We start from the raw sequence: 23,780 nt of genomic DNA on the forward strand, positions 1-23,780 counted from the left end.
ATGCGATATAACGTCGGCGGACGGAAAACGGTTCACTTTGAACCATTCTTCACCCTGGTGCGTCGTACGGGTTAGCGTCCGGTGACCTACGCCGGGCCCCAGCCGAGGAGCATCCCATGAAACAGCATTTGTGCACAGGTCTTGCCGCAGCGGCTCTCATAGCCGCACTTTCCGGCTGCGGCGGCAGCCCCGGAACCACCGCAACCACTCCGGCGGCCACCAGCCCGGCCACCACGTCCGCCGCCCCGACCACCGGCTCCCCCACCGCAGCGGCCGCCGTCGACCTCAAGACAGCATCCTCCAGCGCCGGCAACATCGTGGTGGACGCCGCGGGCATGAGCGTCTATTTCTTCACCAAGGACGTGAAGGATTCCGGTACCAGCGCCTGCACGGGAGCGTGCCTGACCGCGTGGCCACCGGTCCTCACCACCGCGGCCAAGCCTGCCGCCGAAGGCGTCACCGGCACGCTGGGGACAATCACGACGCCGGACGGGGCCAAGCAGGTGACCCTGAATGGACTGCCGCTGTACTACTTCGCGCAGGACAAGAAGCCCGGCGACGTGCTGGGGCAGGGCGTCAACGGCGTCTGGTACCTGGCCTCGCCGGCCGGGGAAATGATCCGGACAGCGGCGTCAGGCTACTGATAGTTCTGGCTACTTGACGGTTCCGGCTACTGGCGGTTCTGGCTACTGGCGGTTGTGGCGCTTACGGATCGACCGCCCACGGACGAACCGCCTACCGATTGACCGCTTAAGGGTGGAGGCCCGGCAGCGGGACTGGAGGCGTGGCCGGCAGGGGCAGAGCCGGGGGCTGTCCCTGGCCGTTCAGCGGCCCACCCGGCATACCCGGTGTGACGTTTTCGGGGAGGGGAAGGTCTGGCAGGGGCACTGCCGGCGCTGAACCTGAAGGGGCCGGAGCGGGCTCCGTGGCCTGGCTGGAACCGGATCCCGGTACGGCCGGAACTGGCACAGTGTCAGCCGTCCCGGTGGGTCCTACGGCAGGGACGGCGGGCTGGCCCGGTCCCGGAGCCGGGGTCTCCACCGGCGCGGGCGCAGGCCCGCCGCCAACGGTGGACACGAAGGATGTAACTGCGTGGTTGACCTGGCCGAGGGAATCCCGGATCCCCTGGTCGGAGGCCACAGCAACGGCGCCGCCGGCCGCCAGCGAGACGGCCACGGACAGGGTGGTGAAGGTGATCCTGCGCTTGGCACGACGGCGGGCGGCAAGCTCGTCGGTGGCCGCCGTGACCTGGCCGGTTGCCTCGGCGGGGGCTACGGCGGGCTCTGATTGAGGGGATGCCGCCACCGCCAGGTGACGGGTCGGTGCCGCGTGGCTCGGTGCAGGCGTCGGGACAACAGTCTGTGCCACGACAGGAGTCTGTGTCACCGCAGGAGTTTGTGTCACCGCAGGAGTTTGTGTCACTGCAGGCCTCATAAGCGCGGCAACCGCCTCGGAAGGTACCGGCTGCTCGGCTGCGAGCGCCCGGAGCTCCAGCAGAACGGGGCGGAGGCCGCCGTCGTCGTCCAGCCCTGCCTCCAGCAGCAACCGGTCAACAGACGCGTCCTCGCGGGAACCGTTGCGTGAGCCTGCGGTGTCACTCATGATCTGCCTGGTTTCTTCTAAGAGTCTGGTCCTTGAGGTTTTGCAGCGCCCTGCGTTGGAGCTGCTTGATGGCACCCTGGGACTTGCCCATGATGCCGGCCACCTGTTCGATGGAAAGGTCGGCCACCACCCGCAGTGCCAGCACCTCGCGGTGTTCATCGGCGAGGCCTTCAAGCAGGGCAGCCGCGCCGCCGCTGTGGCCCAGGGCGTGGTCCTCCGCGGACGCCGTGCTGCGCCCGTCCTGCAGGGGGTCGTACGGAGTGAAGTCCGGCCGGCGTTCAACCCGCCGGTAGTAATCCACCATCCGGGCGTGGGCGATGGAGAACACCAACGACTTGGCGCCCTGAAGGCCGCCAGTCAGCTCACCAATCTTGGGGAAAAACGCCAGGAACACATCCTGGGTGACAGCCTCGGGATCATCCACGCCACGGGCCTTGAGGTAACCCAGGACCGCTCCGGACAAGGTTCGATAGACAGCGCCGAAGAGCACAGCCGGATCAGCACCGGCTGTGTCTGCAAAAGTATCTATGTCTTCTTCGGCCAAAGTGTCTAGCACCAGTGGCTCCTCCATCCCGGGCAGCGTAGTCGCTCATCCCGGTATTCGGCGCGGCGTGCTCCGCTGCTGTCGGTCAGCTGCGGTCGGTCAGCTATCTGGCTGCCATGTGGACTGCGGGAATCCGGTCCGTCCTGAGCCGGTTCCCGCAGTCCACACTAGCTGAGCAGGTCCTAGTGGCCGGAAACGGCGGGAACGTCTACAACGTCGCCCGGTACGGCGGGAACAGCAGGAACGGCGGGAACGGAAGGCTCGCCGTCGACACCCGGAACTGCCGGTACGGCGGGGACTGCTGGCACTGCGGGCAGTTCGGGGCGCTCAGCCTTTACGGCGGCGGAACCCTCGCCGGAAGCGTCGGCGTCAGCGGAACCGGCACCCTTCGCAACAACATCAGCGCAGAAGGCGTCAACGTTGGTTTCGCCCTCAGCGGCGATGACCAGCGAGGAGAAACCCTCGGAGGCTTCGTTCAGTCCACCGTGGGTGAAAGCGGTGCAGAGGCCAAAGGCTGCGGCGCCAGCTGCGTCCACTGCGGTGCCGGCAGCGGCGGAGGCGTTGGCCTCGGCTGCGACCTCATCGTCGGAGACGGCTGCTTCGCCGGTTACTGCTGCATCGCCGGAAGCGTTTGCGGAAGCCGACTCGGTGGCGTCAGCGGCCAGCTTGGGGGCGGGGGCGCCGAGCAGTTCGTGGGCGGTCTGCTGTGCATCGGCCGGGAGGACGCCGGAAGCAGCTGCGACGCCGGTTCCACCGACGGCCAGGGTGCCCGCGGCGAGTACTCCGGCGGCGATTTTGCTGGTGGCGAGAACAGTGAACAACGACATATGACACTCCAAAACCTAGAGAACAATTCAGATCCGGCTCCGTGAGGAACCCTTCACCCCCTTCATCGCTGGCCGGACCGGGAAAGTTACGGCTGCCCCAAAATTCCTTCAACAGGTGCCCCAGTCCGCCACTACGATCGAAGCATGCCCAACACCCAGGGACCCCGGAAATCGGCCAAGACCTGGCAGACCATGGTGGACAGCAACAAAGCCCTGCTCCTTCGAAAGACGGGGCACGACGTCGGGTACTGGGCCGAGCAGGCACGCTCCGCAGGCTTGAGGAACGACGCCGAGCTATGCCACTGGATGCGCGACGAGCACGGCGTCACAGGCTATGCGCAGTACGCCGTCTCGTGGGAGCTGTTCGGCTACCCGGAATTTATGCTGCGCGACGCCGACGAGCTCATCGACGGCCAGTACATCAACCACCCGGAGCTGCGGCCCATCGCCGACGCGCTCCTGGCGTGGGCGGCGGCCACCGAGGGCGTGGAGATCCAGATGCGGAAGGGCTACGTCTCGCTCCACAGCCCACGACGGAAGTTCGCCCAGGTCACCCGGACCACCAACACCGCCGTGGACGTCGCGCTGCGCCTGGACACACTCCGCCTCGACGCAGCCGCCGGAGGGCGTTTGGAAGCCCTGAAGGCCCGGGCCGATGATCCCTTCGACCGCCGCGTCCGGCTCACGTCTGTGGACCAGGTAGATGAGGAATTGCTGGAAATCCTCGCCAGGGCGCTGGACCAGAACACCTAACAGCCGGAACGACGGCGGGCCGGGTCGCCGGAAACTTCCGACGAACCCGGCCCGCAGCCGTGGTGAGGGTCCTACGCGTCGATCATCTCGTCGTCGTCCGATTCCTCGAACTCAACGGCGGCGACGATTTCCTGGGTCTCCGGGTTGATCATGAACGCCTCGTCGTCGTCCTCGACCATGATGAAGTCGCCGTGGTCCGTGGTGAAGTGCCAGGCCAGCGTCTTCTCGCCGTCGTGCATGTAGTTGGGGTCGCCCATGGTGATCTTCTGCAGCGCATAGCCGGCGATGTCGCACAGTTCGCGGATAATGACCTCGAAGTCCGGGGCGTCCTCCAGCGCTTCCTCGTCGGCCGCGGCCTGGCGTTCCTCCAGGTTGGGGATGAGCGCAACCTGACGCTCGATGTACGCGTCGAGCTCTTCTTCGTCGAGCACCAGCAGGCCCTCCTGGGACAGGAGCCAGGCGGCGTTGAGCGCCGTGATGTTTTCGGTTTCGAACAGTTCCTCGAACTCGCCGTCGAGCTCTTCAATGGTGCGAACGGCGTCGTTGGACTCTTCCTCGGTGTCCAGGTCGCCGTCGAGGTAGCGCTCTTCGTCTTCGTCGGACAAGGCATCAAACGCCGCAACGGTCCGGTTGAAGAGTTCCAGGTGGGCGTTTGCGCCCATGCCGGCGAGGCCCTCGCGGATGAGCGGGTCCACTTCGTCGCGGTCCGCGGTGAACACGTACTGGGCGAAGCCGCCCTCCAAGGACTGCGTGACGTAGAAGTCAACGTAGTAGCTGCCGAGCGCCGCGGGCGCGATCTCGCCGGCGTCGAGCAGTTTCCCGTACATGGCGTTCACCACATAAACGTTGGCATCTACGACCTCCTCGCTGCCTGCATCGATGCTGGCCTTGGTCAGGACGACAGGGTTCTGGCTCATGGTCATGGGATTCCTCACTGCTGAATGCTTCGGTGCTGCTCAGGACACTTTCACGCTACGTCGGCGGGGGCGGCGCCGTGTTGAGGCGGAAGTGAACGTCAGGCGAAGTTTCAGGCTCCCTCCGGGCGAACTAAGATGAAGCAGATAACCTCCGATCGGACACGGCACCCCCGTGGCCAGCTGAAAGTAGCGCGCACCATGCCATCCCAACCGGACGAGAGTGCGGCACTGGCAATACAGACCCCCGCCATTAACGACCGCTCCCTCGCGGCCGGGTTGGCGTATGCCATGGGAAGCCGGGTTTCCGGAATGTCGTTCGACGCCGCCACCGGGCTGATGCTGGGCAAGGTCCGGGGAGGTGCCGACGTCCCGTACTCCACCACGGCCAAGCTGGTGCGGAAATCGGGCGGCTGGAGCTGCACCGTGGGTGTCTGCAGCTGCCCCGTCCGCAAGGACTGCAAGCACGTGGCCGCGCTGCTGTTCGCCGCCGAGGACAACCCGGCCATCCGCGTCCAGCTCCTGGCCCCCGCTGAAGTGTCCCGGCTTTCCCGCCAACCCGCCAACCTGGACCTGGCCGACTGGGAGCAGGCCCTCAGCCCGCTCATTTCGCAGCCGGGCATCACGCAGTCCATCAGCGGCATCCCGCTGGCCCTCCAGTTCGAGATCGAGGAACCGGCGCCGCACTTCTCCTACACAGGCCGCCGCGACCCGCTCCGCAGCGTCCGCCAGCTCAAGGCCCGGCCCGTGATCATGGGCGCCAAGGGCAAGTGGATCCGCGGCGACGTCTCCTGGAACACGCTGAGCTACCTGAACTTCCGCCGCGAATGCAACGAGGCTCACATCGAGTGGATGCAGGCGTTCCTGGCCGCCCACACCGCCGCCGCCAACCGGGTTCATAACTCCTCCGCGCTGTGGCTGGGCCTGAACACGTTCGCCGGGAAGAACATGTGGAGCCTGCTCACCGACGCCAAAAAGATCGGCCTCGCCCTGGTGCACAGCCGCGGCACCGAGCCGGTGCGGCTCGCGGAGTCCCCCGCCGCCGTCGGGCTTAATTTGAGCCGTTACGGCTCGCCCGTGGGTGGGGACGCAGCGGCTCCCGGCGCAACGCACGACGACGGCGGGCTGGAGCTCGCGCCCACCATCACCGTTGAGGGGGAAGACGTTGATCCGGCGTCGGTGGGGACCATTGGCCGCCCCGCGCACGGCATTTTCCTGACCACGGGCGGGGAGGCGCTGCCCGGTGTTTCCGCGGACAACGTGATCACGCTGGCCCCGCTGGAAAACGGGCTGAGCGAGGAACTGCTGACGTTCGTCACGGCCGGCAGCACCCTGCACATTCCGGCGAAGGATGAGACGCGCTTCCTCACCGGCTTCTACCCGAAGCTCAAGCAGGCTGCCCGGGTCACGGCGACGGATGAGTCGGTGGCGCTGCCCGCCCTGGCCCTCCCCACCCTTTCCCTGCTGGCCAACTACGGCGCGGACCACCGGGTCCGGCTGCATTGGGAATGGCACTACAAGTCCGGAACCCTGGTCACGGCCCAACCGCTGTGGCGGCACCCCGGCGACCACGGCTACCGCGACGACACCGCCGAGGCCCGCATCCTGGAGGGCATCGGCCAGCCGTGGAACGTTGTTCCGGCCATGGGCGAATCGGCCACCGGCGGCTGGGGCACGCCCCGCCTGTCCGCGTCCGCCGAACTGGGCGGCCTGGACACCCTGGCCTTCACCGAGGACGTCCTGCCCGAGCTCCGGAACGCGCCGGACGTATCAGTGGACACTGCCGGGGACATCGCCGACTACCGCGAGGCCGAGGAAGCTCCGGTCGTTTCCATCTCCACCAAGGCCACCGAACAGCGCGACTGGTTCGATCTTGGCATCCAGATTTCTTTGGAGGGGCAGCCGGTTTCTTTTGCCGCCGTATTCTCCGCACTGGCCGCGGGCCAAACCAAGATGCTCCTGCCCAGCGGCGCCTACTTCTCGCTGGACCTGCCGGAACTGCACCAGCTGCGCGCCCTCATCGAGGAGGCCCGCTCGCTGCAGGACAACAAGGACGCCCCGCTGCAGATCAGCCGTTTCCAGGCCGGGCTCTGGGACGAGCTCGCGCAGCTTGGCATTGTCGATGAGCAGGCCGCCGCCTGGCGTGAGGCCGTGGGCGGGCTGCTCGAAGGCGGGATCAACGGGCTGCCGCTGCCTCCCTCGCTCAATGCCGAGCTGCGGCCCTACCAGCTGGAGGGCTACAACTGGCTCAGCTTCCTGTACCGGCACAGCCTCGGCGGGATCCTCGCCGACGACATGGGCCTCGGCAAGACCGTCCAGACGCTCGCCCTGATGTGCGCCGCGAAGGAGCAGGCTGCTGAGCTTGCGGCGGCTGGCACGGCTTCGGCGACAACAGACGGTGCGCCGGCTCACGTCGCAGCGCCCGGCGTTCCGGCGCCCGACGGCGTGACTCCCTTTTTGGTGGTGGCCCCCACCAGCGTCGTGGGCAACTGGGCGGCGGAAGCCGCACGCTTCGCTCCCGGCCTCACGGTCCGTATCGTGAGCGAAACCTTTGCCAAAAACAGCCAGGACGCGGCCGTTGAACTCGCCGGCGCGGACATCGTGATCACGTCCTACGCGCTGTTCCGGATCGACTACGACTCCTACGCCTCCAAAACCTGGGCCGGGCTGGTGCTCGATGAGGCCCAGTTTGTGAAGAACCACCAGTCCAAGGCCTACCAGTGCGCCCGGAAGCTGCCCGCGGCGTTCAAGCTGGCCATCACCGGCACCCCGCTGGAGAACAACCTCATGGAGTTCTGGGCGCTGACGTCCATCGTGGCGCCGGGCCTGTTCTCCAGTCCCAAACGGTTCGCCGAGTACTACCAAAAGCCTGTGGAAAAGAACGGCGACAAGGGGCAGTTGGACAAGCTCCGCCGTCGCGTCCGTCCGCTGATGATGCGCCGCACCAAGGACCAGGTCATCCAGGACCTGCCGCCCAAGCAGGAGCAGATCCTTGAGGTGGTGCTGAACCCGCGCCACCAGAAGGTCTACCAGACACACCTGCAGCGCGAGCGGCAGAAGATCCTGGGCCTGATCGAGGACGTGAACAAGAACCGGTTCACCATCTTCCAGTCACTGACCCTGCTGCGTCAGCTCAGCCTGGACGCGTCGCTGGTCGATCCGTCGCTGTCCGGCGTCCGCTCTTCGAAGCTGGACGTGCTGTTTGAGCAACTGGAGGATCTGGTCGCGGAGGGCCACCGGGCGCTGATCTTCAGCCAGTTCACCGGTTTCCTCGGCAAGGTCCGCGAGCGGCTTGTGGAGGAGAAGATCGAGTTCTGCTATCTCGACGGCGGCACCCGGAACCGTACCGACGTCGTCAATGAATTCAAGAACGGCAGCGCGCCGGTGTTCCTGATTTCGCTGAAGGCCGGCGGCTTTGGCCTGAACCTGACCGAGGCCGACTACGTTTTCCTGTTGGATCCCTGGTGGAACCCCGCGTCCGAGGCGCAGGCCGTGGACCGGACGCACCGGATCGGGCAGGCCCGGAATGTGATGGTCTACCGGCTGGTGGCCAAGGACACGATCGAGGAAAAGGTCATGGCCCTGAAAGCGCGGAAGTCGCAGCTGTTCGCGGATGTGATGGAAGGCGACGCCCTGTCCAGCGGGTCGATTACGGCAGAGGACCTCGCGGGCCTGTTCAAGGACTGAGCTCTCGTTCGCGTCCCGGGGCCGTCTAACTGCAGGCTGCCAGGATACCTGCCATCGCGTCCCGCTCGGCCTGGGTGACCCACAGGCTGTAGTTGGCCTTCACGGCGGTCTGGCGGGCTACGTATTCGCACCGGAACGCCTTGTTGGGCGGGAGCCAGGTGGCCGCATCCTTGTCGCCCTTGGCGCTGTTGGTGGGCCCGTCGGCAGCCATGAGGTTCAGGGGATCGTTGGCCAACTGCCTGCGCTGTTCGGCGCTGAGCTGCTGGGCACCCTTCTGCCAGGCGTCGCTGAGGGCAACCAGGTGGTCGATCTGGACGGCGGAGCTGGTGGTGTTGCCACGGACAAAGTCGATGGTTGTGCCTGTGTATTTGTCGGCCAGTGTACCGGTCATAACGACGCAGTTCTGCGTGCCGGGCTTGAACGTCTCGCCGTCGAGGTCCCTGGCGAGGATGTCGTTTCGGGTATCGCAGCCGTTTCGGTCGACGTCCGCCCACGCGGGGCCGAATTCCTCGCGGGTGTAGCCGGTCTTGGGTGCGCGCCCCTTCACCGGGATAGTCTCCAGCTGGGCGAGGGCCGTTGCCACGTCGGCTGGGCTCACAGATGATTCGCCGGAGTTGCCCGACGGCGGTGCTTCCCTGACCGCTTCGGCCACCTTGTTTGCGGCGTGCGTTGCGGCCTGGGCTGCGGCGTCACAACCGGTGAGGGCGCTGGTGAGGACGCCGGCGAGAAGCAGCGTGGTGAACAGCGTCAGTGCTTTGGTGGCGGCGGAGCGGTTGATCGTTATGTCCTTTAGGAGTACGGCGGAGGTGAACACGCTACTAGCGCGGGGCGTTCTGACCTGTCATGCCGGGTGTGGAGTCTGTCACCCTAAAATGTCGTACCCCCTCGACATGATGGAGGTATGGACAACACGGCAGCGGCAGAGATTCTGGAGACCATCGCGGCCTCTGCTCTGCAGATGGCCGGTGTGCTTCGTGGGGCGGCCGTGGATCCAGCAGCCAGCCCGGCTGCAACTGGTCCGGCTGATTGCCCTTCAGCACCTGGTCCGTCCGCGATGTGTGGGGACCTGGCTCGCTGGCAGGCTGAGCTTTGCCTTACCGTCCTGTCGGGGACCGTGGGGATGGAAGCCATGTTCGCTGCCGTGAAGGTCCATGCCGCCAGCGGTTACGACGACGCCGCCCAGGCCGTCGCGGGCCGTATCACTTCCCCTCAGGAGCAGACCGCCCAGGACATGGGCATCGTGGCCGAGGTCGCCTGCGCCCTGACCGTCAGCGAACGCACGGGTGACGCGCTGCTGGGCGAGGCACACCGCCTGACCACGGCTCTGCCTTTGACCCTCGCCGCCCTGGAGGCAGGGACCATTTCGTGGCAGCACGCCCGGATCATGGTTGACGAGTCCATTAACCTGAATCCCGCTGCCGCGCACGTGTTGGAGGCGCACTTCCTGGACCCGGACGCGCCCAATCCGGCACGGGGTGGCCCGGCCGGAGAAATGGTCCCGTCCCGGTTCCGTCACAAGGCCCGGACCTGGCGCGAACGCCATCACCCGGACAGCATCGAAAAACGCCACACCCGCAGCGCGGCAGACCGGCGGCTTGAGTACTCCCCGGACCGGGACGGCATGGCCTGGCTCTCCGCCTACCTCCCGGCCGATCAGGCCTCCGGGATCTGGGACCGCGCCACCACCGCCGCCCGCGCCCTGCAGGGCCCCACCGAGTCCAGGACCCTCACCCAACTCCGCGCCGACAGAGCCGCGGCCTGGCTTCTGGGCGGGCAGGCCGATCTGATCCCGTCACCCAAGGCCCAAGTCCTCGTGACCGTGCCGGTGTTTGCGCTGATGGGCCTGACCGATGAACCCGCGATGCTCGACGGGTACGGGCCCATCCCGCCGTCCATGGCGCGGACCCTCGTCGCCGACGGCGCCGATTCGTTCCACCGTGTCCTGACCGACGCGCGCGACGGAGCACCACTGGAAATCGGCCGTGACAGCTACCGGATCCCCAAAGCGATGCGCCAATGGCTTAGATTGCGGGACGGGAAGTGCCCGTTCCCCGGCTGCAACAACCAGTCCCTGGACAACGAAGCCAACCACCTCCTCGCCTGGCACCAGGGCGGAACCACCGGGATCAGCAATCTCGGTCAGCCTTGCCCCAAGCACCACCGGCTCAAACACACCACACCCTGGAAACCCACCACGGCGAGTTCCACCGAACCACCCGGCTGGATTTCACCCACAGGCCGCCACTACGCCAGCGAACACCCCGACTGGGAACCACCATTCTGGCCAAACCAGATAATGGACCAACTCCCCCATAAGGAACCTGGCACTGCCCTGCCCGAATGCCATCTACCGGCAGACCCAGAGCCGGAGCGGCAGTGGCTGCGCCGCCTCCAAGAACCAGAGCCCGTACCTTACCCCTCCGTACCCGACTTCCTCTGGCTGACACAGCAGCCTGGGGCCGGTGCGGCACCTCCAGCTGGGGCCGGTGCGGCCCCTCCAGGCCCCTGCGCTAACACCGGCTGAGCCCTGTCACGCAGCCGGGAAGCAGCAGCGGGAAAGCACTTTCCCGCATATGCTGTACGGAATTCCGACTACGCAGCCACCTGGAGATTCCCGTGCGCACCGAAGCCACCGCTTCAGATTCAATCCGTGAACCTGCAGCATCCAGCGTCTCGCCACTCAGGGCTGATGCCTTCAGGACTCCCTACCGGGATCCCATCTGGGACGGCCCCACAGATCCCGTCCTGGTGCCCGACCACCTGACCGGCGACTGGGTGCTTTTCTACACGCAGCGACGGCCCACGGAAACCGGGCTGACCGGCGTCGAGTGGGTCCACGGCACGGCAATCGGAGTGGCCCGCTCGTCCGACGGCGGACTCAACTGGCAGTATCAGGGCACGCTGGACGGACTGGTCCCGCCAGGAACTGAACTGCCCGCCACACTGTGGGCCCCCGACGTCGTCCGAATCGGCGATCAGTGGATCATGTACCTCACAGTCCTCGGCGGAGTCCGGACTGACTGGACCGGCAACGCCTCGATCGTCCAATTGACCAGCCCGGACCTGGTCACGTGGGAGTTCCTCGGTTCCATCGAATTGGAGTCTCCGCGGGTCATCGACGCGGCAGTGGCCCTTTGCGGAGACGGTCTGCACCGGCTCTGGTACAAGGATGAATCCCGGGGATCAAACACGTACAGTGCGGTAAGCAGGACCCCGGCAGATCCGTCGTCGTGGGTTCTTGAAGGCCTGACCATCGCCGGGCGACCGCACGAAGGACCCAAAGTCTTCAAGCTCGACGGGCAGTTCTGGATGATCGTGGACGAATGGCGTGGCCAGGCGATCTACCGGTCCGAGGACGCCTCAGGCGGCTGGACGCGGCAGGAGAATTCTGACGGGCTCATCCTGACGGCTCCTGAAACGGCCGACGGCGGTCCAGTAGTAGGACGGCACGCGGACGTAGTGCCGCTGGAGGCCCCGGCAGACGGCAAGGAACGTGCGCTCATCGTGTACTTCACCCATCCGCACTGGAACGGCGAGGATATCGACGGCATGACAGCGGACCCCAAGAGCCACCTCAGCCACATTCGGGCCGCAGTGCTGGAAGTGCAGGACGGCACCTTGCTCTGCTCCCACAGCTGACGCCGGAGCATCCGAAGCCAGGGCTGAGAACAGGGTATCGGGGCCGGCACGACAAAGGGCCGAACTCCGGAACTATAAGCCAGCGACTGCTGACACCGGTCCGATGTTCGGCCCTTAGCCGGGCTCGCGCCGGGCGTCGGCAATGGGCGCCGATGGCACCGCCCGGGCATATCTATGTGAGTTCAGGTCCCACTGGTTATCAGGCCCGCCGCGGCGAACCGAGCTCCACAGGGTCTTCATCAGTGAGATAAGCAAGTTCCGAGTGCGCGGCGATGTCGATACCGCGCATTTCGTCCTCAGGCTTGATCCGCAGGCCGACAACGCGGTCAAGGATCTTGGCCAGGATCCACGTGATGCCGAACGAGTACGCCAGGACCGAGACTGTGGCCAGCGCCTGGACACCCAGCAATTCAACGCCGCCGCCATAGAACAGGCCGTTGACGGCGTTCGGAGCAGCGTCGGTGGCAAACAGGCCGATCAACAGTGTGCCGATGATGCCGCCCACGAGGTGAACGCCCACAACGTCGAGCGAATCGTCGTAGCCCAGGCGGAACTTCAGTTCGATGGCGAGGGAGCAGACGGCACCGGCGATGGCGCCGATGGCCAGTGCACCCAGCGGGCTGACCGCGCCGCAAGCAGGCGTAATGGCAACCAGGGCCGAGATCAGGCCGGATGCCGCTCCCATGCTGGTGGCTGCGCCGTGGCGGAGGCGCTCAACCAGCGCCCAGGCGAGGAGGCCGGCCGACGCTGCCACCGCGGTGTTCAGGAATACGACGGAGGCGGACTGCCCGGCCGAGAGTGCGGAGCCTGCGTTGAAGCCGAACCAGCCCACCCAGAGCAGTCCCGCGCCCACGAGCACAAGCGGCCGGCTGTGCGGCTTGGTGTGCTCCATCTTGGGCCAGCCGGAGCTCTTTCCGAGTACGAGGGCCAGTGCAAGCGCCGCGGCGCCGGCGTTCATGTGCACAGCGGTTCCACCGGCGAAGTCGATTGCCTTGATGCCGCTCGCGATCCAGCCGCCAGTGACGCTGCCGTCGGCAGAGGAGAACGCGAACACCCAGTGTGCGATGGGGAAGTAGACGATGGTTGCCCAGATTCCGGCAAACAGCATCCAGGCGCCGAACTTCATACGTCCGGCTGCCGCTCCCGCAACCAGGGCCGTAGTGACACAGGCGAAGAACAGCTGGAAGGCGGCGAAGAGAATCACCGGAATGGAGGCTTCCTTATCTGCGGCGAGCAGCTGTCCCATGCCGGGGAATTCCGTAATGTCCCCGATGAGCCCCAGGCCGCCTACCGAATTACCGAAGGCCATCGAGTATCCGAACAGAGCCCACAGCACTGCCACCAGGCTCGCGCCGCCAAAGCACATCATCATCATGTTGAGAATGCGACGAGACCCCACCATGCCCCCGTAAAACAGGGCCAGGGCAGGGATCATCATGCAGACCAGCGCTGAGCTGGCCAGAATCCAAGCGACATTTCCTGAATCCATGGAAAACCCCTTTCGTGATGCGAAGAGAGAACGGAAATTGCCCGTCAGAGCCGCTCCGGAGGAGGGACGCGGAGTCAGTCCACGTTTGTCGGAGGGCAGCTATTGCCGTCTGGTTCCAACTGTATGGCTGCAGTTCCGCGGTGGGTTTCTGGCCGGTTAAATCAACGTTTCAGTCACGGGCAAGCGAGTTTCACAGGTCACTCAAACGAACTTTGTATTCAGGAATTCCGGGACCACGGCCGAGCAGGAGTGAGTCGCCCGTTTCCATGGTGAATTCGCGTGCTGAGCGTGCGCTAGATAAGCCCCTGCGCGAGCATGGCGTCAGCCACCTTGACGAAGCCGCCGATGTTGGCGCCTAGCACGTAGTTGCCGGGGTCGCCGTACTCGTCCGCGGTTGAAGCGCAGCGGTGGTGGATGCCCACCATGATCTCGGTGAGCCGCTGTTCTGTGTGCTCGAAGGACCAGGAATCCCGGCTGGCGTTCTGCTGCATCTCAAGCGCCGACGTCGCCACGCCGCCCGCGTTCGCGGCTTTGCCCGGCCCGAACAGCACACCGGCATCCTGGAACACCGAGACAGCGTCACGGGTGGAGGGCATGTTGGCGCCTTCGCCGATCGCGACCAGGCCGTTGCGGACCAACCGCGCGGCAGCATCGCCGTCGAGCTCGTTCTGCGTGGCGCAAGGCAGCGCCACCGTTGCGTCGACATCCCACACCGACCCGGCTTCCACATAGGAAACGCCGGGGCGGCGCACTGCGTAATCCTTGAGGCGTCCGCGTTCAACTTCCTTGACCTCGCGGAGGAGCGCGACGTCGATTCCCGCCTCATCCACGATGTAGCCGGAGGAGTCGGAGCAGGCCACCACGCTGGCACCGAGCGTCTGCGCCTTGGCAATGGCGTTGATGGCCACGTTGCCGGAACCCGACACCACCACGCGCTGCCCGTCGAAGGAGGACCCACGGGTTTTCAGCATCTCCTGGGTGAAGATGACGGTGCCAAAGCCGGTGGCTTCAGGCCGTACCAGGGAGCCTCCCCAGGACATGCCTTTCCCGGTGAGGACGCCGGATTCGTAGCGGTTGGTGATGCGCTTGTACTGCCCGAAGAGGTAGCCGATTTCACGGCCGCCGACGCCGATATCACCGGCCGGCACATCGGTGTACTCGCCGATGTGGCGGTAGAGCTCGGTCATGAACGACTGGCAGAACCGCATCACTTCGGCATCGCTGCGGCCGCGCGGGTCGAAGTCCGAGCCGCCCTTGCCGCCGCCGATGGGCATCCCGGTGAGGGCGTTCTTGAAGATCTGCTCGAAGCCCAGGAACTTCACAATGCCCAGGTAGACAGAGGGGTGGAAGCGCAGGCCGCCCTTGTAGGGACCAAGGGCGGAGCTGAATTCGACCCGGAAGCCACGGTTGATCTGCACACGGCCGGAATCGTCGGTCCACGGGACGCGGAAGATGATCTGGCGTTCGGGCTCGCAGAGCCGCTCCAGGATGGCGGCTTCGAGCAGCTCGGGGTGCCGGTCGTGGACAGGACCAAGGCTCTCAAAGACCTCGGTCACTGCCTGGTGGAATTCAGCTTCACCAGGGTTCCGCGCCAATACCGTATTCCGGATGGCCTCAAGCCGAGCGTCCACGCCGTCTCCTCTAGTTCAACAGTTATTCCATGCAATGGTAGCAAAATTTCATTTTGCGGAATCTATTGCGACGAATATCCTGCTCTTCAACGGCTGACCGGCTGCTGAAGCCAGGGCCTTGTGGGTGTTTGGCCCAGCCTGTCGTTGAATTCCTGGGCTTCCCGGTAGTAGTCCAGCAGGCTCAACTGCGAAGCTGCTCCCGGGTCCAGGATGACCACGGCCCTGCGGTGCAGCTGCAGCACCGACGCGGGGCAGTGGGCGCTGACCGGCCCTTCCACCATGGCCCGGACAGCGGCGGCCTTGTTCTCCCCCATCGCCACCAGCATTGCCAGCTTGGCTTCGCGGATGGTCCCGAGACCCTGCGTCAGGCACAGCCGCGGAACATCGCCGTCGCAAAAGAACCGCGCGTTGTCAGCCCGCGTGGCCCCGGCGAGGGTCTTCACCCTCGTGCGGGAAGCCAGTGATGACGTCGGCTCGTTGAAGCCAATGTGGCCGTTGGCGCCGATGCCAAGGATCTGAATGTCCACACCCCCGCCGGCGGCGATGGCTGCGTCATAACGGTCAGCTTCGGCCACCAGGTCCGGCGCGTCCCCCTGCGGCGTAAAGAGCCGTTCCAGGGGCAGGTCCACATGGTCGACGAACTCCCGCCGGATGGTGGAGTAGTACGACTGCCCGTGTTCGGGCGGCAGACCCGCGTATTCGTCCAGCGTGAAGCCGGTGACTTTGCCGAAGCTGAGTTGTTCCTCTCGGTGCCGCCGGATGAGCTCCTGGTAGGTGGATCGCGGGGAGCCGCCGGTCGCCAGCCCCAGCACGGCAGGACCCTGGCGGACCCTGGCCTCGATAATGTCCGCCGCCCGGGCTCCTACGTGATCGACGGACTCACACAGAACTATCTGCACGGTCATTCCTTTCCTGCGTTTGTGGTGCGCCGGCGCGGTAGGCCTGCACGAGTTCAAGTTCTTCGGTGGTCACCAGTACGTCCGCCCGGTAACCCTGCGCAATGGCGCCCACCCGGTTGGGGCCAGGCCGGTCCAGGCCCATCAGCCGCGCCGGCGTTGAGGTAGCCGCCATGACCGCATCGGCCAGGGGAACGCCCCAATCAACGCAGCGGCGGACGTTCTCCAGCAGGTGGCTGGTCGCGCCGGCGATCGCCCCGGGACCGGCGTCGGCGGTGCCGGCCAGCCGTGCCACCCGGTCCTGGACCAGCACGTCCAGGCTGCCGAGAGTGTAATGGCCGTCGGACATGCCCGCTGCTGCCATCGCATCCGTAATGAGCGCTATGGAGCGGGGTCCCACCAGCCCGAAGACCATACGGACGATCTCCGGGTCCAGGTGCACGCCGTCGGCAATCAGTTCCAGCACCATCTGCCCGGGCGACTGCTCGGCCGCCTGCAGCAGGACCGCGATGGGTCCGGGCGTGCGGTGGCCCAGCGGGGGCATCCGGTTGAACAGATGCGTGGCCGACCACGGGCCGCCAACCCCACTGTTTGCGCCGCCCAGGACTTCCCGGGTGCGGGAAGCCGTAGCGGCGGTGTGGCCAAGGGAAGGCACGACGCCGTGATCCCGGCAGAGCTGCACCAGCTCGGCAAAGTGCGGGGTTTCGGGGGCAAGAGTCATTGACCGCACGGTCCCGCGTCCCGCCTCAAGCCACTGCTGCAGGAGCGCCGGGTCGCCGTCAATGATGGCTGCCGGGTCCTGGGCCCCGCACATGCTTTTGGTGATGAACGGCCCTTCCAGGTGCAGGCCGGCCAGGCTACCGTCCTGCACCAGGTCCCGCAGCACAGCGATCTGTTCCAGCAGCACCTGCGACGGCGCCGAGACCAGCGAGGCGAGTACCGACGTCGTGCCCTGCGCTGCATGGTGGCCGGCAGCCAGGCGTGCGCCGTCCGCATCCGCGGAGAAAGTGTGCCCTACGGCACCGTGGCAGTGCACGTCCACGAGTCCGGGCAGGATGAGCGGCACTTGCCGGAGGTCGGCGTCGAAACCTTCCGGCAGGTCCGACGTCGGGCCGCACCACACTATGTTCCCTCCGGCCATCACCACGGTGCCGTCGTCGATCACCGCAGCACCGGGGAGTCCGGTGACGAGGCGGCCCCGCAGCCCCACCCCGCCGCCGGCCGCGCTGCCCCGGGCCGCGCCGCCCCGGGCCGAGGAAGGCTCAGCTGGCATCGGCTTTGGCCATGGAGCCGTTCTCGTCGTTTTCATCTTCGCGGCCCATGGTGCGCAGGTTCCAGCGACGGATCACAAAGCGGAACACCACGTAGTACACGGCGGCGTAGCCCAGCCCGATGGGGATCAGCCACAGCGGATTCTGTGCGATGCCGAAGTTCAGGACGTAGTCGATCGCTCCTGCTGAGAATCCGAACCCGTGATGGATGCCGAGGAAGTTGACCAGCATCATGGACGTCCCGGTCAGGAAGGCATGGACGACGTACAGCGGCCAGGCCACGAACATGAAGGAGAATTCCAGCGGTTCGGTGATCCCGGTGAGGAAGGCCGTGAGGCCGGTGGAGAGCATGATGCCGCCCACGATCTTCTTCTGTGACGGCTTGGCTTCCTGCCAGATGGCCAGGGCGGCGGCGGGCAGGGCGAACATCATGATGGGGAAGAATCCGGTCATGAAGACGCCGGCGGTCGGGTCCCCGGCGAAGAACCGGTTCAGGTCGCCGTGGGCGCCGTCGTAGTCGCCGATGATGAACCAGACGATGGAGTTCAGGATGTGGTGCAGGCCCAGCGGGAGGAGCAGCCGGTTGAGGACGCCGTAGACCCCGCTGCCCACCACGGTGTTGTCCGCCACGGTGTTGCCCACGGCAGTCAGCCCGTTATTGAACAGCGGATACAGCAGCGCCATGGCCACGCCGATCACGATCGCGGCGAAGGCTGTCAGGATGGGCACCAGGCGGCGGCCCGCGAAGAAGCCCAGCCAGTCCGGCAGGGTGGTGCGGTGGAAACGCTGCCACAGCAGCGCCGTCGTCAGGCCCATCACAATGCCGGCCAGCACGCCGTAATTGATGACGGGGTCCTTGCCGCCCTCCGGGGCGGCTCCCAGCACCAGCGGGGCCATGACCTTGAAGACGTTGGTCAGGACCAGGTATCCGACGACGGCGGCAAGGGCGGTGGAACCGTCACCCTTTTTGGCGAAGCCGAAGGAGATGCCGACGGCGAAGAGCAGCGGCAGGTTCTCGAACAGGGCGCCGCCGGCGGCGCCGATGACCTGGGCGACGGTGGTCAGGGATTCGAACCTGCCCAGCAGGTCGTCTTGGCCCAGGCGCAAAAGCAGCGCCGCCGCGGGGAGGGCGGCGATGGGGAGCATAAGGCTGCGGCCGAAGCGCTGCATGTTCGCCAGCGCTTTTCCGCTGCCCTTGCCTTTGCCCGGGGCCGGGGCGGCCAGCGCGCCGGCCCCGGCGGAAGCTGATGGGTTTTCCGTGGTCATGATGTTCCTCGTCTCGAAGAGGGTGGTGCTTGTGCGGGGATGCTTGATTCAGTAGAGTCTAGCTAACTGGTTATAACCAGTGACAACCATCACTGTGAAGGGCGCCGGCCTCAGTTGTCAACCTCAGGCCGTAAAAAAGCATCCGGACCCGGCGTCATTCACAGCGAAACGAACTCAGGAGTGGAAATGTCCAAAGCAGAAATCATCCTCGCCGCCCTTGGCGGCGCCGAGAACGTCGAAGAAATCGAAGGGTGCATCACCCGCCTTCGCACCGAGGTGGTGGACTCCTCCCGCGTTGACGAGGCCGCCCTCAAGGCCGCGGGTGCCCACGGCGTCATGATGTCCGGCACGGTGGTCCAGGTGGTTGTGGGTCCGGAAGCCGAAAGCCTCGCCGAAGACATCCAGGACCTGATGTGAGCAGCCCTGAGGTGAGCACGCCGGACGTGAGCACGGAAGCACCGGCCGAGGTCATCAGCGTTGTCGCCCCGCTGCCGGGCCGGCTCATTCCCCTGGACGAGGTCCCGGACCCCGTGTTCGCCAAGGGGCTTGTGGGTGGCGGCGCCGCCGTAGTTCCCGACGACGACGCCGGCGTCCTCACCGCCGTCGCACCGCTGGACGGCCGGGTCATCAAGGTCATGCCCCACGCCTACATCGTCCAGCACGCGTCCGGGCCCGCCGTGCTGGTCCACGTCGGCATCGACACCGTCGGCCTGAAGGGCGAGGGCTTCACCGTGCTCGCGCAGAAGGGTGATCAGGTCCGCGCCGGCGACCCCATGATCACCGTGGACGTCACACTGGTCCGTTCAAAGGACCTGAGCATGTGCAGTCCCGTGGTGATCCTGGACAGCCCTGCGGATGCCATCGAACCTCCGGCCTCCGGTGGCCGTGTGGAAGCAGGCGGCCAGCTGTTCAAAATTCCCGGAAAATAGGAGACATGGATACGGCAGGGGAACTAAAACACGTCTGGGTCCGCCGGCAACTCCAGGACCTGGTGTCCAGCACGCTGCGGCCCGGGGACGCCCTGCTGGGTGAGCGGCAGCTGGAGGAGCAGTTCGGCGTCTCGCGGATCACGGTGCGGCGTGCCATTTCGGACCTGGTACAGGACGGCGCATTGGTGCGGATCAAGGGGAAGGGCACGTTCGTCTCCCACGGGCTGGTGCGTTCCACCCTGCACCTGGCCTCGTTCAACGAGGACATGCGGGCAGCCGGATTCGAACCCAGCACACGGGTCATCAACGCATCCGCGGCAGTGCCGCCGGCGGCGGCCGCCGATCACCTCGGGCTGGCGCCAGGGGAAACTGCCTTTCGCGTCCGCAGGCTGCGGCTCGCGAACGGTGCTCCCGTAAGTGTGGACGAATCGTGGCTGCCGCCAGCGCTGGTCCCCGGACTGCTCTCGGAAGACCTGACGGGATCCCTTTACCGGGCCCTCGGCGCCGCGGGGCACCCGGTGCAGCATGCGGAACAGACCGTCGAGGCCGCCGCCGCCCCTGCCGAGACCGCCGCGCTGCTGGACATCGAACCGGGGGCACCCGTCCTGCTCTTCCGGCGCCGTTCGTTCACCGGCCAGGAGGACCCCGGCACGCCCATCGAATACGCCGTCTCCACGTACCGCTCCGACCGGTACCAGGTATCCATGCGGCTGGGCGCGGGCTAAGCCAACACCGCTGCGTCGCACCAATGCCTCTGGCTCGGTGTCATCCCGCCCCTGATTCCCCAACTGAGTAGCGCAATCAGTCGTTTTGAGACTCCACAGTCGTTTTGAGCGCCCAAAATGGCACGTGACGCTACTCAGTTGGGTGGGCAGGCACCTGACGTGAAAGCATACGGACCATGGCCCAGAAGATTGCGTACCAGGGTGAGCCTGGCGCCAACTCCAATATCGCGTGCATGCAGATGTTCCCCCAGCTGGAAAGCGTTCCCTGCGCCAGCTTCGAGGACGCCTTCGAGCTGGTCTCCAGCGGCGAGGCGGAGCTGGCGATGATTCCGATTGAGAACTCGATCGCCGGCAGGGTGGCGGACATCCACATCCTCCTCCCCCAGTCGCACCTGCAGATCGTGGGCGAGTTCTTCCTGCCCATCCACTTTGACCTGCTGGGCATTCCGGGCAGCACCATCGAGGCGGCCACCGAGGTCCACAGCCACATCCACGCCCTGGGCCAGTGCCGCCGCCTGATCCGGGAGGCCGGACTGCGTCCTGTCATTGCCGGGGACACCGCCGGATCCGCCCGGGAGGTCCGCGAGTGGAACGACCCCACCAAGCTGTCCCTCGCTCCCCCGCTCGCGGCCGAGATCTATGGCCTTGAGGTGCTGGCGTCGCGGGTCGAGGACGACCCGTCCAACACCACCCGTTTTGTGGTCCTGGCGCGGGAAAAGCAACTGCCCACCCGCGAAGAGCTGCCCGGACCGGCGGTGACGAGCTTTGTGTTCCGCGTCAGGAACGTCCCGTCGGCGCTGTTCAAGGCACTGGGCGGGTTCGCCACGAACGGCGTGAACATGACCCGGCTGGAGAGCTACATGGTGGGTGACGAATTCGCCGCCACAATGTTTATGGTGGACGTCGAAGGCCATCCCGAGGACCTGCCGTTGCGCCTGGCCCTTGAGGAACTGGATTTCTTCACCACCGAAGTCCGCATCCTGGGCGTCTATCCCGCCGCCGAATTCCGGACCGCGCAGGCAGTCACTGCCTGACCGCTGGCCGCTGGAGGGGAGCGAAAAACGCGGCGAGTTCCGCCGTCGCGCCCACGGGCAGGACATTGGCCACGTACTGGTCCGGCCGCACCACCACCACCACGCCGCCGCGGTCCAGGCCCCGGAGCTCGAAGATGTCAGCGGCGGGATCGGTGGCGTAGACCTTCTCGTAGTCCGTCAGCTGGAACGGCCCCACTGACGGCTTGAACGCCGCCGGAACCGCACCGATATCAACGTTTGTGTGGTCCTGCTGGTAGATGACCTTCACATCGAACCACGCGTCCCGGTCAGCGCCCGACGGCGTTGCGGCCAGCGGTGATTCCGGCGAATTCGCGATCCACTCGGCGAAGCCGGAGACGGACGACGTCGACGCGTGCTGTCCCGCCGTCGGCTGTCCGGCATCCTGTTGTCCCGCCGCCTGTCCCGCCGTCGGCTGTTCTGCGGACGACGCCGCCGCATCAGGTGCTGCCGCGTCGGCGAAGACATAGATGCGCCACCGGCCGTCCGCCGTCGCGTGGTGGCCGAGATGCATCGGGTTACCGTCGCACACCCGCACCACGGGCGCGGACTTGAACCGTTTGCCGATGGGGAAGCCGGCGGCCAGGTGCTGGTGCACCGGTTCTGCGGTAATCATGGACGGCGTGTACTGGGTCATGAAGCCCGCGGGGAACTCGGCGGTGCTGACGTAGAAGTCCTCAAGCTCGGAGGGGCTCGCAAACTCCTCCGGCTTCTTGGCCATCATGGTGGACCACTCTTTGTCGAAGTCGATCAGATTCTTCGCCACCACCTGCCGCTCGGCCGAGTACGTGGCCAGCAGGCTTGCCGGGCTGCGGCCCTCGAGCACATGCCCGAGCTTCCAGCCGAGGTTGAAGCCGTCCTGCAGCGAGACGTTCATGCCCTGACCGGCCTTGGCGCTGTGCGTGTGGCAGGCATCGCCGGTGATGAACACGCGGGGTGTGCGCGTCCCGCGCTGGTCCGGAAGGACGTCGTCGAACCTGTCCGTGAGGCGGTGGGCGACCTCATACACGCTGTGCCAAGCAACGTTGCGGACGTCCAGGGTGTAGGGGTGCAGGATAGTGTTCGCGTGGCTGATGATCTGCTCGATGGTGGTGCTGCGCACGGCCCCGTGGTCCTCCGGCGCGACCTCGCCGAGGTCAACGTACATGCGGAACAGGTGCCCGCCTTCGCGCGGGATCAGCAGGATGCTGCCGCCCGCACCGGACTGGATGGCGCATTTTGTGCGGATGTCGGGGAAGTCGGTGACGGCGAGAACGTCCATGACTCCCCACGCGTGATGGGCCTGGTCGCCGGCCATGGTGCAGCCGATCGATTCGCGGACCTTGCTGCGTGCGCCGTCCGCGCCGACGACGTACTTGGCCCGGACAACGCGGGTCTTGCCCTCGTCAGGTCCTGAAGTGTGGACGAGCCTCACGGCGACTGGGTAGTCGCCGTCGCCGATATCGAGGCTGCGGAACTCATAGCCGTAGTCGGGCGACATCCGCGCTGGCGCGTTGGCCATGAACTCGGCAAAGTAGTCCAGCACGCGGGCCTGGTTGACGATCAGGTGCGGGAACTCGCTGATGCCCGTGGGGTCGTCCGGCGTGAGGGCGGCGCGGGCGATGCGGGAGTGGTCGGCGGGGTCCGGCTTCCAGAACGCCATTTCGGTGATGCGGTACGCCTCGGCGATGATGCGCTCCGCGAACCCGAACGCCTGGAAGGTTTCTACGCTGCGGGCCTGGATACCGTCCGCCTGGCCGATGACGAGCCGTCCGGGGCGGCGCTCCACGATGCGCGTGGTGACGCCGGGGAACCGGGAGAGCTGGGCCGCGGTGAGCATGCCCGCAGGACCGGTGCCCACGATGAGCACGTCCACTTCGTCGGGAAGCTCGGCAGGCCGGTCCAGACCGACGCCGGATGCTGGCTGGACCCGCGGGTCACCGGATACGTAACCGTGGTGGTGGAACTGCACGGGTTTTCCTCACTTCGTTGTGTGGCTGGCAGGCATCTAGTTCGATAATAGAACTCGATGTTCTATATATGAATCCCGCCTTGAAGTGGAAGTCTACGCGGCCGTGACGCAGGCCACAACCGGCCCGTTCGTCCATGAGCCCGGGTCACCGGCGTCCTACCCCATCGCCGGCGCTACCGAAGTTCCGGAACTGAACTGGCGGCGGGCCCACCGGGCGAGTTTCTTGCCCTTGCCCTTCCACCAGTTGTCCTCGTCCTTGTCGTGGTGCAGACGGAAGATGATCGCCACCATCACGAACATCGACATGCCAACGTCCATCCAGGACCAGGTCAGCGCGTCGATCAGTACACTCATGCCGGCGGCGATGATGGACGGAACGGCCAGCGTCCGGAAGACCGTGCTGGCCACGTAGCGTCGGTGCGACCTCGGTACGGACAGCGCCCGCACCAGGTCAAAGCACATGCACACCACCACGACGGCCTGACCGGCGGCAAGCAGGATCAGCCCGACACTAGACCCTGCGAACATAACGACTGAAGTACCAAACACGAGAAACCCCCAGAGGCTCGAACCCTGCGCTGTGAGACCCAGCTGCAGTTCCATT

The 23,780-nt window shown here is 66.1% G+C and carries 21 protein-coding genes; 9 read left to right on the top strand and 12 right to left on the bottom strand.

The features are described 5' to 3' along the window. Nucleotides 1–116 precede the first annotated feature (116 nt). A complete protein-coding gene (locus tag NIBR502772_RS00580; protein ID WP_141138649.1) occupies nt 117–644 on the top strand; it encodes a hypothetical protein in 528 nt (175 codons plus the stop codon). A 106-nt stretch (nt 645–750) separates the two neighbouring features. On the opposite strand, the gene NIBR502772_RS00585 is transcribed toward NIBR502772_RS00580, so the two are convergent. The 3 genes from NIBR502772_RS00585 to NIBR502772_RS00595 form a co-directional block, all read right to left on the bottom strand. Continuing rightward, nucleotides 751–1,602 (bottom strand): hypothetical protein, encoded by an 852-nt coding sequence (locus NIBR502772_RS00585; RefSeq protein ID WP_141138650.1) that lies wholly within the window; start codon nt 1,600–1,602, stop codon nt 751–753. Further along, the gene (locus NIBR502772_RS00590) at nt 1,595–2,173 is read right to left on the bottom strand and encodes an RNA polymerase sigma factor (protein WP_141138651.1); all 579 of its coding nucleotides are present in this window, start codon (nt 2,171–2,173) and stop codon (nt 1,595–1,597) included. The genes NIBR502772_RS00585 and NIBR502772_RS00590 overlap by 8 nt, the downstream gene beginning before the upstream one ends. A 155-nt stretch (nt 2,174–2,328) precedes the next feature. Next, nucleotides 2,329–2,973: a protein tyrosine phosphatase gene (locus NIBR502772_RS00595; protein WP_141138652.1), complete on the bottom strand. Its 645-nt coding sequence runs from the start codon at nt 2,971–2,973 to the stop codon at nt 2,329–2,331. Nucleotides 2,974–3,117: 144 nt separating this feature from the next. On the opposite strand from NIBR502772_RS00595, the gene NIBR502772_RS00600 reads away from it, so the two are divergent. Then, the gene (locus NIBR502772_RS00600) at nt 3,118–3,726 is read left to right on the top strand and encodes a DUF5655 domain-containing protein (protein WP_141138653.1); all 609 of its coding nucleotides are present in this window, start codon (nt 3,118–3,120) and stop codon (nt 3,724–3,726) included. Between the two features lie 71 nt (nt 3,727–3,797). Here NIBR502772_RS00600 and NIBR502772_RS00605 read toward each other — a convergent pair whose 3' ends face one another. Next, nucleotides 3,798–4,649 (bottom strand): hypothetical protein, encoded by an 852-nt coding sequence (locus tag NIBR502772_RS00605; protein WP_141138654.1) that lies wholly within the window; start codon nt 4,647–4,649, stop codon nt 3,798–3,800. Between the two features lie 192 nt (nt 4,650–4,841). On the opposite strand from NIBR502772_RS00605, the gene NIBR502772_RS00610 reads away from it, so the two are divergent. Then, on the top strand, nt 4,842–8,327 hold the full coding sequence (locus NIBR502772_RS00610; RefSeq protein ID WP_141138655.1) for a DEAD/DEAH box helicase: 3,486 nt from the start codon (nt 4,842–4,844) through the stop codon (nt 8,325–8,327). Between the two features lie 25 nt (nt 8,328–8,352). On the opposite strand, the gene NIBR502772_RS00615 is transcribed toward NIBR502772_RS00610, so the two are convergent. Further along, nucleotides 8,353–9,141, bottom strand: a complete 789-nt coding sequence (locus NIBR502772_RS00615; RefSeq protein WP_246848643.1) for an HNH endonuclease family protein — start codon at nt 9,139–9,141, stop codon at nt 8,353–8,355. 87 nt (nt 9,142–9,228) lie between these two features. On the opposite strand from NIBR502772_RS00615, the gene NIBR502772_RS00620 reads away from it, so the two are divergent. Beyond that, nucleotides 9,229–10,851 (top strand): HNH endonuclease signature motif containing protein, encoded by a 1,623-nt coding sequence (locus NIBR502772_RS00620; RefSeq protein WP_210412359.1) that lies wholly within the window; start codon nt 9,229–9,231, stop codon nt 10,849–10,851. Nucleotides 10,852–10,943: 92 nt separating this feature from the next. Continuing rightward, a complete protein-coding gene (locus NIBR502772_RS00625) occupies nt 10,944–11,966 on the top strand; it encodes a glycoside hydrolase (RefSeq protein ID WP_246848644.1) in 1,023 nt (340 codons plus the stop codon). A 199-nt stretch (nt 11,967–12,165) separates the two neighbouring features. On the opposite strand, the gene NIBR502772_RS00630 is transcribed toward NIBR502772_RS00625, so the two are convergent. From NIBR502772_RS00630 to NIBR502772_RS00650, 5 genes are all read right to left on the bottom strand, one after another. Next, the gene (locus NIBR502772_RS00630; RefSeq protein ID WP_141138656.1) at nt 12,166–13,455 is read right to left on the bottom strand and encodes an ammonium transporter; all 1,290 of its coding nucleotides are present in this window, start codon (nt 13,453–13,455) and stop codon (nt 12,166–12,168) included. A gap of 293 nt (nt 13,456–13,748) precedes the next feature. Next, a complete protein-coding gene (gene gdhA / locus NIBR502772_RS00635; RefSeq protein ID WP_141138657.1) occupies nt 13,749–15,086 on the bottom strand; it encodes an NADP-specific glutamate dehydrogenase in 1,338 nt (445 codons plus the stop codon). Nucleotides 15,087–15,172: 86 nt separating this feature from the next. After that, the gene (gene nagB / locus NIBR502772_RS00640) at nt 15,173–15,985 is read right to left on the bottom strand and encodes a glucosamine-6-phosphate deaminase (RefSeq protein ID WP_168223465.1); all 813 of its coding nucleotides are present in this window, start codon (nt 15,983–15,985) and stop codon (nt 15,173–15,175) included. After that, nucleotides 15,966–17,255 (bottom strand): N-acetylglucosamine-6-phosphate deacetylase, encoded by a 1,290-nt coding sequence (locus NIBR502772_RS00645; protein ID WP_210412360.1) that lies wholly within the window; start codon nt 17,253–17,255, stop codon nt 15,966–15,968. Before NIBR502772_RS00645 ends, nagB begins: the two co-directional genes overlap by 20 nt. Next, nucleotides 17,245–18,519 carry a PTS transporter subunit EIIC gene (locus NIBR502772_RS00650; RefSeq protein ID WP_210412361.1) on the bottom strand — a complete coding sequence of 425 codons (1,275 nt, stop codon included), beginning with the start codon at nt 18,517–18,519 and terminating at the stop codon, nt 17,245–17,247. Before NIBR502772_RS00650 ends, NIBR502772_RS00645 begins: the two co-directional genes overlap by 11 nt. A gap of 156 nt (nt 18,520–18,675) precedes the next feature. Here NIBR502772_RS00650 and NIBR502772_RS00655 point away from each other — a divergent pair, with 156 nt between their 5' ends. The 4 genes from NIBR502772_RS00655 (at nt 18,676) to NIBR502772_RS00670 (ending at nt 21,207) form a co-directional block, all read left to right on the top strand. Beyond that, a complete protein-coding gene (locus NIBR502772_RS00655) occupies nt 18,676–18,936 on the top strand; it encodes a glucose PTS transporter subunit EIIB (protein ID WP_246848839.1) in 261 nt (86 codons plus the stop codon). Beyond that, a complete protein-coding gene (locus NIBR502772_RS00660; protein WP_246848645.1) occupies nt 18,933–19,448 on the top strand; it encodes a PTS glucose transporter subunit IIA in 516 nt (171 codons plus the stop codon). Before NIBR502772_RS00655 ends, NIBR502772_RS00660 begins: the two co-directional genes overlap by 4 nt. A gap of 5 nt (nt 19,449–19,453) precedes the next feature. Beyond that, the gene (locus NIBR502772_RS00665; RefSeq protein WP_141138660.1) at nt 19,454–20,173 is read left to right on the top strand and encodes a GntR family transcriptional regulator; all 720 of its coding nucleotides are present in this window, start codon (nt 19,454–19,456) and stop codon (nt 20,171–20,173) included. Nucleotides 20,174–20,349: 176 nt separating this feature from the next. After that, nucleotides 20,350–21,207 carry a prephenate dehydratase gene (locus tag NIBR502772_RS00670; protein ID WP_141138661.1) on the top strand — a complete coding sequence of 286 codons (858 nt, stop codon included), beginning with the start codon at nt 20,350–20,352 and terminating at the stop codon, nt 21,205–21,207. On the opposite strand, the gene NIBR502772_RS00675 is transcribed toward NIBR502772_RS00670, so the two are convergent. Next, entirely contained in the window at nt 21,197–23,176 is a 1,980-nt protein-coding gene (locus NIBR502772_RS00675; RefSeq protein ID WP_141138662.1) for an FAD-binding monooxygenase, read from the bottom strand. The genes NIBR502772_RS00670 and NIBR502772_RS00675 overlap by 11 nt on opposite strands. Nucleotides 23,177–23,332: 156 nt before the next feature. Next, entirely contained in the window at nt 23,333–23,779 is a 447-nt protein-coding gene (locus NIBR502772_RS00680; RefSeq protein ID WP_246848646.1) for a hypothetical protein, read from the bottom strand. Nucleotide 23,780 lies beyond the last annotated feature (1 nt).

The organism is Pseudarthrobacter sp. NIBRBAC000502772 (assembly GCF_006517235.1).
Lineage (GTDB): Bacteria > Actinomycetota > Actinomycetes > Actinomycetales > Micrococcaceae > Arthrobacter.

What these genes read in the sequence shown, in the direction of transcription:
- NIBR502772_RS00580 (WP_141138649.1), top strand. Translation starts at nt 117, where the DNA reads ATGAAACAGCATTTGTGCACAGGTCTTGCCGCAGCGGCTCTCATAGCC.
- NIBR502772_RS00585 (WP_141138650.1), bottom strand. Translation starts at nt 1,602, where the DNA reads ATGAGTGACACCGCAGGCTCACGCAACGGTTCCCGCGAGGACGCGTCT.
- NIBR502772_RS00590 (WP_141138651.1), bottom strand. Translation starts at nt 2,173, where the DNA reads ATGGAGGAGCCACTGGTGCTAGACACTTTGGCCGAAGAAGACATAGAT.
- NIBR502772_RS00595 (WP_141138652.1), bottom strand. Translation starts at nt 2,973, where the DNA reads ATGTCGTTGTTCACTGTTCTCGCCACCAGCAAAATCGCCGCCGGAGTA.
- NIBR502772_RS00600 (WP_141138653.1), top strand. Translation starts at nt 3,118, where the DNA reads ATGCCCAACACCCAGGGACCCCGGAAATCGGCCAAGACCTGGCAGACC.
- NIBR502772_RS00605 (WP_141138654.1), bottom strand. Translation starts at nt 4,649, where the DNA reads ATGACCATGAGCCAGAACCCTGTCGTCCTGACCAAGGCCAGCATCGAT.
- NIBR502772_RS00610 (WP_141138655.1), top strand. Translation starts at nt 4,842, where the DNA reads ATGCCATCCCAACCGGACGAGAGTGCGGCACTGGCAATACAGACCCCC.
- NIBR502772_RS00620 (WP_210412359.1), top strand. Translation starts at nt 9,229, where the DNA reads ATGGACAACACGGCAGCGGCAGAGATTCTGGAGACCATCGCGGCCTCT.
- NIBR502772_RS00630 (WP_141138656.1), bottom strand. Translation starts at nt 13,455, where the DNA reads ATGGATTCAGGAAATGTCGCTTGGATTCTGGCCAGCTCAGCGCTGGTC.
- NIBR502772_RS00645 (WP_210412360.1), bottom strand. Translation starts at nt 17,255, where the DNA reads ATGCCAGCTGAGCCTTCCTCGGCCCGGGGCGGCGCGGCCCGGGGCAGC.
- NIBR502772_RS00650 (WP_210412361.1), bottom strand. Translation starts at nt 18,519, where the DNA reads ATGACCACGGAAAACCCATCAGCTTCCGCCGGGGCCGGCGCGCTGGCC.
- NIBR502772_RS00665 (WP_141138660.1), top strand. Translation starts at nt 19,454, where the DNA reads ATGGATACGGCAGGGGAACTAAAACACGTCTGGGTCCGCCGGCAACTC.
- NIBR502772_RS00670 (WP_141138661.1), top strand. Translation starts at nt 20,350, where the DNA reads ATGGCCCAGAAGATTGCGTACCAGGGTGAGCCTGGCGCCAACTCCAAT.
- NIBR502772_RS00680 (WP_246848646.1), bottom strand. Translation starts at nt 23,779, where the DNA reads ATGGAACTGCAGCTGGGTCTCACAGCGCAGGGTTCGAGCCTCTGGGGG.